The following is a 14508-nucleotide window of genomic DNA, read 5'->3' on the forward strand; positions in this document are numbered from 1 at the left end:
CTCACCATGCCCCTATCATGACCACAACTCAGCTTGCTACCCCCACGAATACCTCACTAGCACAACGCATCATACAATTTCCTGTAACACGTATCGTATTGGGAATCCTGTCTTTTCTCTTACCTTTTATATTGATACAAGCGGCCTTCAGCAAATCAATCGATGACAAATTGATCGTCAAGTTTGGGCAACTTTTGGGCGCATGCGTAGGCTATGTCTGCTATAGCTTGTACGCGCGTAAAGTAGAAAAACGTGCGACACCCGAATTGGCCTTATCCGGTTTTTTGGGGGAGTTTAGTCTGGGTTTTGCCATCGGCGGCGTCTTGGTCTGTGCCACCGTAGCAACGATTGCTTTCCTGGGTGGTTTTCAAATCACCGCAAGCTCACCATGGTCAGTGTTACTGATTCCATTACTGATGCATCTTACCGTAGGCTTGATAGAGGAAATGATGTTGCGCGGCGTGTTCTTTCGAGTGCTTCAACAATCCCTGGGCAGCTGGCTAGCACTGTTGGCATCGGCAGTCTTATTTGGTGTCATGCATCTCGCGAATGACAATATCAGTGTATTAGGTTTTGCCAATATCACGGCCGCAGGATTGTTGTTAGCGGCTGCGTTTATGGTCACTGGCCGTCTTTGGTTAGCCGTTGCGATGCACGCAGCGTGGAATTTCTTTCAAGACGGTATTTTCTCCGTCGCCGTGTCTGGACACGAAGCTCGTAAGGGCTTATTTATAGGAAAAATGACGGGGCCAGATTGGCTAACTGGTGGCGCATTTGGCATAGAAGGTTCTGCCATCGCCCTAGGGATTATTATTGCGGCGACTATCGGTTTATTGCTGATTGCTAAAAACCGAGGCCATATCGTTTTACCTTATTGGAAGCGTAAGACTAAGTGAGAATACAAGATGGTGGTTGACCATTGCTTCGTTCAAGCACCATCTTGTTTCAGTCGTTCGACAATTCAATACAGATCAGCTTATTACAGAGAAAGTCGAAAATTATTTCTGAACGGTCTCTGGAACGCCACTTAGACCTTCAATGAATCCTTTCGCAAATGGCTCAATGCCGCCGCTCATTGTCAGGAAAATTGCACCTACCAACATCCAGTTGCGATTTATTTTACGGTAGCCATAAGCAAAGCTCAGCACACCAATCAACAAAAATATGTAACTAAGACTATTAAGCATGATTTAGCTCTTTCGTAAGCGATTTATAAAAATAATATTTTAACATCGCATCATAACTAAATCATACTAAAAATCATCTACTGTGGCTTGGACTTATGAAAAACCAAAGGACTAGTCACCGTACTCGGCGGAGCGGACCTAAGGATATGCGGTTTCATGCTGCCCATGACGTGCATTTCGCAGGGCTTGCAATCAAAACGTAAAGTGAATTTTTCGTCACCGTTCACCAAAGTCATAGGCTCTGCCTTGACCTGACCCTGCACACCTGTCACACCCTTTGCCTGTTTCGGGCAAAGATTGAATGAGAAGCGCAGACAATGCTTGGTGATCATCAGCGGTACTTCACCCGCTTCTTCATGTGACTCGTAAGCAGCAGCGATCAGTTGCACACCGTGCTTTTTATAAAATGCGCTGGCTTTATGGTTGTATACGTTGGCGAGATAAGTGAGCGTGGTTTCTGGATAGGGCACCAAAGGCTCCTGCGCTGCTTCGCGCAATGGGCGCTTCCAATGTTGCACACGCGCTTGTTCATGCTTAGCGACCGCATCACGGCGCAAGGCATTGATGACAGACGATGGCACGAACCAAGCCTGGCTCAGATTCAAATCTATCTGTTCCGCGTAGAACATGGTGTTACCCAATTTACCCAGATTCTCACGCAAACCCGCCTCAGCTTTATCCGCTTGCTGCGCAGGCTCCAAAGTGAGTTCCACCACGGTGCTGGTGTTGACACCATCAGCATCTGATAAATTCAACACTAAGCCATTCTCAGCTTCGGACAAATTCATCCATAAACCCAACTTACGATCCGAAGACTTTTTGCTTAATGCCATTTCCCATTGCTGATCGCGATTGCGATGTACCGACATGCCGACTTTGAGGCTGGCAAACTCCGCCATTTTTTCATTTGGATGCACGCGCCAGATTGTGCCATTTTCATTCGTCGTTTTTTTCTCTACGGTATTTGCGTGCACGCCGACGACTTCACGCTTATGCATGTAATTGAGTCCATCGCCGTTCGCTAAGTCTTCATTGGTTTCCAATTCAAACCAATCGGGTCCGAGTCGAGTCACGTAGCCTATATGCAAACCGACAAACTTAGGGGAATCAAACGCACCAATATTATCCAAACGCCCATTGGCAAAATAAGCCGTGTGACCACGGTGGAAAGTCTTATCCACGTTCGGTGTAAAAGCAATCTGCGTATGACCACTGGAAGCACGATAATACTCAGGACGGCGCTCCAAAATTTCATCCAACAACAAACGATAGTGTGCAGTGATATTTTTCACATAGCCCATATCTTTATAGCGGCCTTCTATCTTCAGCGATTGAATACCGGCATCGAGCAAGGCTTCCAGATTCGCGCTTTGATCATTGTCTTTCATCGACAACAAATGCTTGTCGTAAGCGACGACGCGGCCTTCACCATCAGTCAGTGTATAAGGCAAACGACAGGCTTGCGAACAATCACCGCGATTCGCACTGCGTCCATCTTTCGCGTGCGAGATATAACATTGACCGGAAAATGCCACGCACAAAGCACCATGCACAAAATATTCCAAAGGCGTATTGGTCTGCGCTTTGATTGCTTTAATTTGTTCTAAAGTGAGTTCACGTGCCAGCACCAATTGTGAAAAACCGGATGCGCCTAAAAAATGGGCTTTCGCAGGTGTACGGATATCGCATTGTGTACTGGCATGAATTTGTATCGGGGGAATATCTAACTCCATCACCCCCATATCTTGCACGATCAAGGCATCGACACCCGCATCGTAAAATTGATGTATCAATTTTTGCGCGGGCTCTAATTCAGTGTCATGCAAAATGGTATTGAGTGTGACAAAAATTCTGGCGTGGTAGCGATGCGCAAACTCGACTAATTTGGCGATCTCGCTGATTTCATTGCTGGCATTATGCCGCGCACCGAATGAGGGGCCGCCGATATACACGGCATCGGCACCGTGCAGTATCGCCTCACGTCCTATCTCGACTGTTTTGGCAGGCGATAATAATTCAATTTCATTGGTACGTAGGGTCATAATGGGAGCTTATTCATGCGGGAGAAAGAAGGGGCAGATTATAGCGAAAAGCCCTGCTCTATGCCGAAAAGTACGGAGAAGACTGGCACTTTAATAACATAAAAACAAATTTCATTCCCCTTTATCCAAGATAGTCTTGTTCTTAAACCAAGAAAGGGTCTTAGCGAACCAGGATTTCACTTTTCTTCTTTAGGACTTACGCAAAATTGCGCTGGCTAGGCGTGGAGCCGAAGACAGTGCAATTGCACGACGAGGCGAACACAACAACGCCTGCGTCTGTTTTGCGTAAGTCCTATTCTTGTTGATCTAACCATTGCTGCGCCTGGCTCATCGTTCTATCCAGCACGTCTTTAATTTCAATAAACAATGCGTCAACTTGCGTCGCTTCATTTTGTTTGATCGCATTTTCTATTTGCCGCGATATCTCTACAAACTCAAGCGCACCCAGAGTACCTAAAGAACCACGCATGGTATGAAAAATGCGGGCGGCATCTTCGACCTGACCTTGCACCCATGCTTGTTGGGCTTCTGCATATTGGGTTGAACTTTTGTGAATCATATTCTTAATCAGAACCAAAAACGTCGAGCGATAGCTGGGATTGCCTTCGCAAAACGCCATGAAACGATCTGGATCGAAGTACTTTATTGCTGCTTGTTCCTCGTTCGACATCGTCGTTGCGAGCTCCTGCGCCTGTGAGGTTGCCTGCAAATCGCTTGATGGAATCGCAGACGCAAATTCAATGCCCTGCAATTTGAAATAATCATACAGTGCACGCTGTAAGTCAGCTATTTCTAAAGGCTTGCTGACATAATCATTCATACCGGCTTGCAGGCACATTTCTCTATCGCCGTGCATGGCAGCCGCGGTCATAGCAACGATATGAGGTTGCCGTATTGCCGATTGACGCAAAATTTTGGTGCTCTCCAATCCATCTAAATTGGGCATGTGCACATCCATCCAAATCAAATCAAATGGCTGTAAAGCAGTATCGGCCGCCAGCACGATATCCACCGCCTCGCGTCCGTCATTTACGGTGTCGACGCCATAACCAATTCGCTCTAACATCATCGATGCCACCTTACGGTTAGTGGCATTGTCATCGGCAATCAACATACGCAATGGGTGTTGCTGCACCCAGAGTTTTGCTTCCGACTTTATTTTGGCATGCAATGCACTTTCATTAATATGTGCAATTTTCTGCACACTTTGCGCACGCTGCTGAGCCGCACTTCCATTCAAATTCAAAGCAACAATGAGGGCATCGAGCAGCAGGCTTTCTTTGATAGGCTTGAATAAATGCACGGGGCAAAATAATTCGGGATCGAGTGTTCTACTGTCAGCGACATTGCTGAGCAACACCACCGGTATCGTTTTTTTCAAGTTCAAAATTTGCGCCACGCTCAAGCCATTCGCGTCTGGCATTTCAAAATCAATGAGCGCGCAATCAAACCCTAGATCCTCGGCAATGAGCTCATGCAAAGCAGATAAGTTGTGAACCGCTGTACTGAGCACGCCGTAATGTGCCAACCTCTGTTGCAAGATACGCAGGCTGCTTGCATTATCATCTATCACCAGTGCACGCTTGCCTTGCAACGCCTGCAATATCGCCAGCGAGGCATGGGGTGCACTCAATGAACCAGACAATGAGGCTGACGTCAGATTACTCGCCACTGCCGGATGTGCCTTAATACGTACGATAAAACGACTGCCGCGCCCCACTTCACTATGCACTTGAATTGAACCATGCATCAATTCAGCGAGACGGCGGCTAATTGCCAGACCCAAGCCTGTACCGCCATATTTGCGTGTGGTCGCCGCGTCAATTTGGGTAAAAGGAGAAAACAATAATTCAATTCTATCGGCAGGTATACCAATCCCCGTATCGCGTACCGTAAAGCTTAACATCTCGGGTTGCAGCGGATTCTCCTGCTGTACATGAACATGAACTTCTCCCGACTCTGTGAACTTCACGGCGTTGCTCAGCAAGTTCAGAATAATCTGGCGTAGACGTGTGATATCCCCCATCACCAAAGCGGGCACTTCAGCATCGATTTCATACAGTAATTCCAGGTTCTTACGATTTGCCGCACCCGCGACCAAAGCCAGACTCTCCTCTATCAATTGCACAACCGATAAAGGCTCACGTTCCAAATCCATTTTTCCAGAGTCTATCTTGGAAAAATCAAGAATATCGTTGATGATCGTCAGCAGAGCATCGCCCGAAGAGCGTATGGTATTCACATAATCGCGCTGTTCGGCGCTAAGCGCGGTTCCCGCCAGCAGATCCGTCATACCGATGACACCATTCATAGGTGTACGAATTTCATGACTCATAGTCGCCAGGAACGCGGCCTTAGCATGGACTGCTTGCATGGCTTCTTCGGTTTGGTGAGCCAGATCACGCGTGCGCTCCAACACCCGCTTCTCTAATTCCGCATTTTGTGCCATCAATGCATTTCTTGATTCACGTAATGCATCCGCGGTATGCTCCAATTCATCACTGATTTGGCGAAATTCAGAAAAATAGGTACGAATTGGGCTATGCTCTAAATCACCATGCCCTAACTTCACTGCCGCACGGGCAATGGCGCTGATGATGCTATTGAGGCGGCGCGCAAACCAGATACCAAATGCAGAGGCAATCAACGCTAACAAAGCAGCAAGTAATAAAGTTCGTTGACTCTTTTCCTTGATCACATAGTTAAAATCATCGGCTGGCAAGGCGATGATCAAACGCCATTCAGGAAAATTCGCGCCGCGTGCTAATTTATTTAAGACGGGATAAGTTGAGCTCTGTTCATCCTCTGGTAAATGATTGAGCAAGGAGGCTTGCGATAATATCGTTTGCCCATTCAATTCAAACTGAAAATTCTCACAACGGCCCGAATCCAGGCAAGTCGCATTCGCATTCTTCTTTTGAGTAGCTTGCTCTTCGGTTCTATAAATAATTCGCGAGCCCGATTTGATACGTTGAGGTAAATTTTCTATAGCGCCACGAACCATAGGCGAGCTTGACGTGAGTGCCGACATCAAAGGAATATCACGCGCCCCACTAAGTTCGTTTTCTATGGAAGAAGCGACCAAATTACCTTTATGATCAACAATAAAGGCAATCGCATTTGGACTGATTTGCATGCTCTGCAGCAGTTCATTCAGCAATTTAAATGACACATCAAGTGCCAATACCCCGATTAATTCACGCTTATCATTTCGAACCGCTACTGAATGGGCGATTTGTAATTGGTTGCGTGAAAAGGAAGGATACACATCGGTCCAGGCACGTTGATCGGTAGCAGTACCGGTTTGATCTGCGGCTTTCATCGCAGCTTGATACCAAGGGCGCGAGCTCGCCACGTAGTCAACTTTATCTGTGCCTATCAACATGCGTCGGTCTAAGGGGAAAACGCTGCGATAGTGTTTTCGTTTGGTTTGACCCGCCTCTTGCACCAGGATTTCCGGCAAGGCATCTTCGTCGTATAAATTAATTGCACGATAGCTGCCATCCACCGATGCAAAAGAGACGAATTTAACTAAGCGTGTACCACGCATTGCCCCCCAAGCGACCTCTTCAAAACGATCTGAGCTAGTGAAATTTTGCGGATCGGGTTCGCCACCGACAGCATCGCCATAACTGGAAAAATAATTCATCAGGCGACTACTCTCAGCCAAATCTGCATTCGCCGCCTCACTGGCACGCAAACTTGCTTGCACCATCACACTATTGGCCGCATCGATTGCGGTCTGTTGCGCGGCCGTGTAACTAAACCAGGTAATTAACAAAGCCGGAACCAGCACCAACAAACCGATGGCGAATGGTAAAAATAATTTGAGATGGATATTTTTCACACCCAGGTCATCCCCGAAATGAAAACAAGCCTGCGATCAAAAGAGAGAGAAGATTCTCACAAGTAATAAAATCAGTATCTTAGTGAAAAATCTTAGTGTCAATCCCTTTCTAAACTGTTGGCAGGGTTTTAAGTATAGTGAGTGAACTTTCGCAAAAAAATGTCTTTTTTTAACTCAGATTCCTCAATAGGATTTGCGATGATGGTGGATGTGATGTCTGAAGCCATTTTGTCGCAAATGAAGCGCCAACAAGCAGTCATGTATCAAAAGGAATAAAAATGGCCAAAATGCGCCGCCTGCACAGCAATAGCAGCAACTTGATAAATTGATCGCTTTTGCACTTCAAGGTCCAAGATTTTCTTCGCAAGCTTCTCAATTTTTCAAAAGTGGGCTTGGAAAAGCCTTGAGCAATCCTTCCCTGCCTAGCGCTGCCCAATACAGGGCGATATCGCCAGGCGTGATTTCTTGCCTCGCTTTGATTGGGATACTTTCCCAGGCGTTCAATATTCGCTGAGGTTCAATGCTATCTTGCCAGGTATAACAACGGCAAAATTCGAGCTATTTTTTACCGCCCCTATATTTTGTCGCAATAAAAGTGCAGCTCTCGATAGACGCCAATTTGTGCTAGATGTTGTGGGATTTCTATTCACTTAATGCGTGGGAGGCGTGGCATTCTTCTATGCTCGTTTTAGCTTATGGAAACAATGCGATTGCTGCCCCCTTTGGTTCCTGTTGTCATATATATCTCGAAGGATAAAAAGAATTAATTTAAAAATTTAAGAGTGGTTATACATGTTGATATAAGTGATGCAATTTGCGTTGTCATCGGATAAAACCACAAGCAAGTTTGCACCTTCTTTTTTAAGATAAGTTTCATGAAGAATTGGTCGATGATTAAAAAATCGTGCTTCACCGACTAGCTTCCATCCTGCTGTTTTCGCGATTTCTCGAAAGTCTTTGTAGGGAATACACATTGTGGAGTCCAAGAACAATTGAAAACTAGAGACTTGCTCTCCTAGTGTTAGCCCCATACCAAAATACCAATCAACTCTAGGCCTAAGATAAAATCTAGACATATTTGGATAATTTATCTCAGCATCCTTTAATGGCTTATCAGAAAATTTCACATTAAATGCACGTTCTACAGCCTCTCTCTTAGTTCGACCGTCTTCACTCAACAAGACTTTGCCGAGATTCAGAACGAATTCGTCTTTCGAAAATGGATAGGGTGGAAGAAATTCCTTCATTGTCTCAGAGGTAGGCACCTCTTTTTTCCCTTTATCACTCTTATTTTTCGAATTTTCTTGAGCAAGAAAAGCATTAGCATTTGATTCACCAATCAAATTACTAAGCAAGAATAACGATATCGCCATAATCATCGTCTTAAAAACTCGTCGGCTTCGCTTCTGCCATTTTGAATCCGTGCACGTCTCAAATTCACCGCCTACTAAATTTTGAATAGCCATTTCTTCAAGCTCACTGTTCAATAAATTAAAAAAATTTAAGGCCTTACTTTTTTTCCAACAAAATATTTCGCTGCAAGCCGTTTGATTCGTTTTTCCAATAACCTCATTGGCCAATTCAAGCGGTCGTACTCAACAATACTGCATTCGTCTTACGCCACTCGCGACACTCATCGCTTCTTTGAATTTTTCGCTACCAACAGTCTGGCCTTGCTGCAAAGCGAGGCGAATATCGTCAAGTGCCTTTTTCTTCTAATGCACTTCTAAGAAAATATCGGTAAGCGGCTTGCCGTGTTTGTATATGCCTGCCGAAAGCGACGTACTGAAGCTGTGGATACAAACCCGTATCGGCACTAGTTCCTGTTAACCTAGTGCATGATATCGATAACTTGTGCATTAAAAAATACTTTATTAGCTCAAACAAAAAAGAGAGCCAGGATTTCTCCCGCTCTCTTTAATTTTGCTGTACCAATTTAATGTGTACGATCAATTCACATTTAATTATTGTTTACGACCGTTAAACGTTCCTTGTCCTGACTGATTGCCTTCCCATTGCCACATCCCCACCACGGCGCCAGACTGCAAATCCACGGTACCCATGAATTTTGCACCGCCGGCTTTTCCTGAGCCTGCCAGGGACAATTCTCCATCTGGGCTGACTGTGCCGGATACGTTGAAATTGAAATTATATTTGCTTGATTTACCCATGCCCGTGACATTGCCGTTCTTATTGATCATGACGTTGACGGTGCCCTCGTCGTCTCCGGTAAATTTAACCGCATACACGCCAACCAAGCCTGAAGTTGTTACCGGTGCGGATGGCGCTGGTGCTACATACTGTTGAGCTGCGACTTGAGAAGGTGGTGTGGCTTGAATAGAATTGGCCGCATTGTTCTTCGACGCTTGTGATGTCGCTTGAATTAACTGCTCTTTGTTACGCACGCTTTGCACGATTTTATTGTAGTTATCGAGCAAGCTGGCAGCGATCAACTTACCTTCGGGTGTTTTGCTATAACCACCGGCGCTGGCCCAACCAAAGCCACCCCAACCCCAACCACCCAGACTAAAATCCATTTTACTGGCTTGACCTTCAGCGCTTGCGACTTGAATGCCTGAGCGCACATCGGCTAACAGTAAAGTCGTTTCAGCTTCTTTAAATTTAACACCCCCGGCGAGCCCACCGAGTGCGCCCCAACCGCCGCCGAAACGTCCTAACAAACCACCGACGGCACCACCGACACCGCCAGTATCACTGGCAAATTGCACCGCTGGTGTCATGACAAAATCGGCTGCCTGCAATTGACCACCGCCGACATTCGAGCCTTGTTGCAATTGCCCAGCAGAAGCCAGTTCGCGTTCTTGACGAATATTTTGCATCGCCACACCGCGTTCAACTACCGTAAAACAGCCAGACTCTTCGACTATCATGCGCAACATGGTCGATGGTGAACCCAGTTTGTATTGCGATAATGACGCTAACATATGACTTTGTGGTTCAACCACGGCCAAAGTGCCAAAATTCTTGGCACACTTCTCAATCGCTCCTTTTTGTATGCTTTGTGCGCTGGCTGTATTTGCCAGACAAGCACTGAGTAACAAAGATGAGACGGTCAATAAAGGCGAACGAAAAGTCATAAAAGCTTCCTTATATTCAAAAATTAAGAATCTCTGGCGTTGAAGCCTCACTCAAATCATAAAGTGAGCGAACCAACATAAAAAAAGGAAGCGAGTATAACTTAAACTTTAGCCAATACTATTAATTTAGCGATATTTGCAGAGAGGAGCCGATAAGAGGCAGAAAAACCGCGACAGTAGTAAGACTATCGTCGCACTCAGGCGCAGTTTTCCTTGAGGAAATATAACTCGGTATTGACACCTTATTTTGCCTTAGCGCGTGCCTTAGCCCGCGCTGCCGCATCCGCTACCCATATGTCCAAATGTGGCTCATGTTTTAAGACTCGAGCGCCCGGATCTATGGTGTATGTGGCGTTTGGTGGCAAAACGACTTTACCCACACCATGCGTCATAGGCAGGCTGACGATTTTGTCATTGACCCTGACTTGCAAGGGCAAAGGAAATTCGCTGTCGTCTGGCAATTTCCATTTCAAATGCAAAGTATTCCCTTCGCGTTGTTCCAAAACTTCTGGCAAACGTGCATGTGTCAAATAGCCTTTGAAGAACCAATTCCAATCTCTCTTGGTCACTTGATTCACGATCTGAATAAACTCTTTGCTAGTGCTGTAACGCGGTGCGAAATTGCCTGGTTTGGGATCATTGCGACCATACACCAACAAGCGCACGGCTTTAAAAAAGGCTTCATCACCGATCAAACCACGTAAGGTATGCAAGAGATTAGAACCTTTAAAGTACACATCATTGCCGGGGCCATTCGACACATCGTGCTCGCTCATAGAGTGACCGGTCACCATAGGGAATTTATTCACGATACGAATTCTTTGCTCGTGTAAAGCCACCTGATAATCACGCTCACCACGCAGGTATTGCAAATACAGCGGTTGCATGTAGGAGCCGAAACCTTCATGTAACCAGAAATCATCCCAATTCTCATTGGTCAACTGATTACCAAACCATTCGTGTGAAAATTCATGATGTAAAAGCCAGTCATAACCATGGGCAGACTTGAGATAATCATTGCCGTAAGCATTGATGGTTTGATGCTCCATACCTAAATGCGGCGTTTCCACCACGCCCATTTTTTCTTCACCAAACGGGTAAGGACCGAATTTACTCTCAAAGAAATCCAGCATAGGTGCAAACTCCGCCATCAAGCCTTGTGCCTTTTCTTTGTTCGCTGGCAGATGCCACATGCGCAGCGCAATCCGATTGCCAAAACGGCTCTGATACTCGCCTTCTAATAATTCATAAGGGCCTACGTTGATGGCAATCCCGTAGGTACTGGGATTTTTGGTTTGCCAGTGATAGGTACGCCAACCGTCTTTTTCTTCCATGCCTTGCGCTACGCCATTGCCAGCCACGACAAGAGGTGCAGGCACTGTGATATGGAGGGTCATCAACTTTGGTTTTCCCATAGGGTGATCTATACATGGCCAGAATAAATCGCAGCCCTCACCTTGCACCGCAGACGCTATCCATGGCTCGCCAGATGGCGTCTTGCTCCAGACAAAGCCGCCATCCCATGGTGCGCGCTTGGCAATTCGTGGTATGCCATGATAACGGATACTGACTTCAGCCTTTTCACCCGTTTTCAAAGGCTTGGGCAGAGTCAGGAACAAGCGTCCTTCGACATTGCTGATCGCGTCAAAGGCTAAGGGCACGCCATCGATAGTGACTGCCTCAATTGGCAAGTTCTTATCCAATTCCACGGCAATACGTTTTAAGCTTGATTTGGCAGAAAACACCAATACCGCTGTGCCTTGAATGCTGCGTGTTTCCGGATCTAGCTTTAAGCTCAAGTCCGCCTTTTCAAACACCATGGCGAGTTGCTCGGCACTACGCTCGGTGCCTGAACTCATGGTGAAAGCGCTAGGCTGGGATGAAGCAGGCAAAGTGTTTTGCGCCTGAACGCTGGTGACGTACAAGATTGAGCACAACAAAGCGAGAGTTTTAAGTTTCATAGAGTATTCGCGGTAGAGATTAATAGTAGGACTTATGCAAAACAGACGTTGGCCTTGCTGTGGTCGCCTCGTCGTGCGATTGCACTGTTTTAGGCTTCACTCCCCCGGCTCAAACATGCTCAAGGGTTGACACTAGCCAATGCGATTTAAAGAGCTTAAATTGGTTATAGATATATTTAGAGCGCAATCCTATCCTAAAAGTTCAACAAGCTGAGCGGGAATTTATATTGACATGGCATACTGGCAATCCTTACCGCATTCTTTGATTGAAGGCCAGATCCATGCATCTACCCCGCTTCCTTATTTCTTTCGTATTAGGTAGCTTAATCTCTATTCCCAGCATGGCTCAAGATCTATTGCCTAGCAGCGTAGAGAGTTTATTAAAGAAAGCCAATCTCCCAAAATCGGCCCTCAGCGTCGTGATTGCGCCAAATCGCCAGAACGGTGATGTGCTCAACCTACAAGGTGATAAAGCGCTCAACCCCGCCTCAACGATGAAACTACTGACCAGCTTCATCGCTCTAGATGAACTGGGTCCGAACTTTCGTTGGAAAACCCAGATCTACGCCGATGCAACGATCAAGCAGAACAGCTTGAATGGCAAACTGTACTTTAAAGGTGGTGGCGATCCCAATTTCACCTGGGACAAATTGAGTCAGCTACTACGCAATTTACGCCAACTAGGCTTACGTGACATCCAAGGCGACATCGTGCTCGATCGCAGTTATTTCCAACCGGCTCGCCCCGAATTGAACTTCACGTCCTTCGATGAAAATCCCGATGCGTATTACAACGTTATTCCAGATGCCCTACTTATACACAGCAATATCAGCGCATTTTCCATTAGCGCTGATAGCAATACGGTAGAAACCAAATTATTGACGCCTATGGAACGCGTCACGCTAAAAAATCAAATGACACGCAGTAACGCAGCTTGCAATGAATGGAAAAATGGCTGGCTTGCACCGCAAACCACGATCGATAAACAAGCACAGATAGAGATCACGCTCAGTGGCGTTTTTCCTAAAAACTGTCAAGCCACGGTGTATCTGAATGTCATGGAACGCAATGCCTATATTGGCAGCGTGATACGCGCACTCTGGACCGAACTGGGTGGCAGTTGGCAAGGACAAATTCAAGACGGCAGCACGCCGGCGAATGCTACCTTGCTAGTGCAGAGAGAATCTGAAAGCTTGGCAGAAACGATACGCATCATCAATAAATTCTCCGACAATGCCATGGCACGCATCTTATTTTTAACCATGGGCGCCGAGTCGCCGCTAGCGAGAAATTTTGCCGATACCAGTCAAACGGCAAATGCGGTAGTGCGCGCCTGGCTAGCAAAAAATAATATAGCCGACACCGGTTTATCTATTGAAAACGGCTCGGGTTTATCGCGCAGCGATCGCATTAGCGCGAATCAATTAACCAGTATTTTGAGAGTCGCAGCGAACAGCAACTGGTATCCAGAATTTGCTGCCAGCTTACCGATAGTTGGCATGGATGGCAGCATGCGCAAGCGTCTCAAATCCAGTGCCGCAGAAGCGCGTGCGCGGATTAAAACGGGCACGCTAAAAAACGTCGTCGCGATTGCCGGTTATGTACGCGATCAGCAGCAAAACGACTGGATCGTGGTAGGAATAATCAATAGTGATGAGGCTGGCATCAGCCGTGCGCGTCCGATTTTGGACGAATTAATAAATTGGGTGGCGAGCGGCAGGCCGTGATCTGATCGCGATTGAAATCACCGTTCACACCCAAAGGTCGTTCAGTTAAGGTGAAAACAAAATGATATCGAGTGGTAAATAAATCGCTTTGCTAGCAATAGGATCGAATTGAACACTTGCGGCTTTAGACAAAAATCAAAACCACTCAACGCCTAGACGCCTAGACGCTGAGAGGCAGAGGCGCAGAGATACGCGGAGAGAATCAGTAAGGTCTTTGCTTTTCTCTGAGCTCCCCGGCGCCTCGGCACCTCGGAATTGAAGGGTTTTAAAACATGATTGAACGCCCAATTTGTTTAAAGAACAGCTCTACCGTTCGAACCCCGCATTTTGCGTTCTATCTCATTACGATTGCATCGAGACGCGTAGATTCGCTACAGTAATAGCGACTTACTCGTTCATTGATTTTTGCTCATTGATTTAACAGGAGTTTCGCCATGATAGGCTTTTTGCTTTGGATTATAGTGTTCTTGCTGTGCTGGCCTCTGGCCTTGCTGGCGCTACTGCTTTATCCCATCGTATGGTTATTACTCCTACCATTTCGATTACTGGGGATTGCGCTCGATGGGGTGTTTGAATTATTACGCGCTATCGTGTTTTTACCAGCACGTATCTTAGGTGGCAAACCGCGCTAATCGATTTAGCTACC

9 protein-coding genes are annotated in these 14508 nt (G+C 46.3%); 3 read left to right on the forward strand and 6 right to left on the reverse strand.

The annotated features are described in order from the left end of the window. Positions 1–17 precede the first annotated feature (17 nt). Entirely contained in the window at positions 18–896 is an 879-nt protein-coding gene (locus AC1RR2_RS09270; RefSeq protein WP_493221966.1) for a CPBP family intramembrane glutamic endopeptidase, read from the forward strand. A 102-nt stretch (positions 897–998) separates the two neighbouring features. On the opposite strand, the gene AC1RR2_RS09275 is transcribed toward AC1RR2_RS09270, so the two are convergent. The 6 genes from AC1RR2_RS09275 to AC1RR2_RS09300 form a co-directional block, all read right to left on the reverse strand. Continuing rightward, positions 999–1187, reverse strand: coding sequence for a hypothetical protein (locus AC1RR2_RS09275; protein WP_493221967.1), 189 nt, complete (start codon positions 1185–1187; stop codon positions 999–1001). A 77-nt stretch (positions 1188–1264) separates the two neighbouring features. Then, a complete protein-coding gene (locus AC1RR2_RS09280; RefSeq protein ID WP_493221968.1) occupies positions 1265–3229 on the reverse strand; it encodes a peptidase U32 family protein in 1965 nt (654 codons plus the stop codon). A gap of 292 nt (positions 3230–3521) precedes the next feature. After that, a complete protein-coding gene (locus AC1RR2_RS09285) occupies positions 3522–7076 on the reverse strand; it encodes a hybrid sensor histidine kinase/response regulator (RefSeq protein ID WP_493221969.1) in 3555 nt (1184 codons plus the stop codon). 776 nt (positions 7077–7852) lie between these two features. Beyond that, entirely contained in the window at positions 7853–8656 is an 804-nt protein-coding gene (locus AC1RR2_RS09290; RefSeq protein ID WP_493221970.1) for a hypothetical protein, read from the reverse strand. A gap of 384 nt (positions 8657–9040) precedes the next feature. Further along, positions 9041–10174: a CsgG/HfaB family protein gene (locus tag AC1RR2_RS09295; RefSeq protein ID WP_493221971.1), complete on the reverse strand. Its 1134-nt coding sequence runs from the start codon at positions 10172–10174 to the stop codon at positions 9041–9043. A 242-nt stretch (positions 10175–10416) separates the two neighbouring features. Beyond that, positions 10417–12135 carry a M1 family metallopeptidase gene (locus tag AC1RR2_RS09300; protein ID WP_493221972.1) on the reverse strand — a complete coding sequence of 573 codons (1719 nt, stop codon included), beginning with the start codon at positions 12133–12135 and terminating at the stop codon, positions 10417–10419. A 281-nt stretch (positions 12136–12416) separates the two neighbouring features. On the opposite strand from AC1RR2_RS09300, the gene dacB reads away from it, so the two are divergent. Next, positions 12417–13862 (forward strand): D-alanyl-D-alanine carboxypeptidase/D-alanyl-D-alanine endopeptidase, encoded by a 1446-nt coding sequence (dacB, locus tag AC1RR2_RS09305; RefSeq protein WP_493221973.1) that lies wholly within the window; start codon positions 12417–12419, stop codon positions 13860–13862. 434 nt (positions 13863–14296) lie between these two features. Beyond that, the gene (locus AC1RR2_RS09310; protein ID WP_493221974.1) at positions 14297–14494 is read left to right on the forward strand and encodes a hypothetical protein; all 198 of its coding nucleotides are present in this window, start codon (positions 14297–14299) and stop codon (positions 14492–14494) included. The last annotated feature ends 14 nt before the right edge of the window (positions 14495–14508 follow it).

The sequence above is a fragment of the Undibacterium sp. GW821-FHT11H02 genome, from assembly GCF_058808015.1.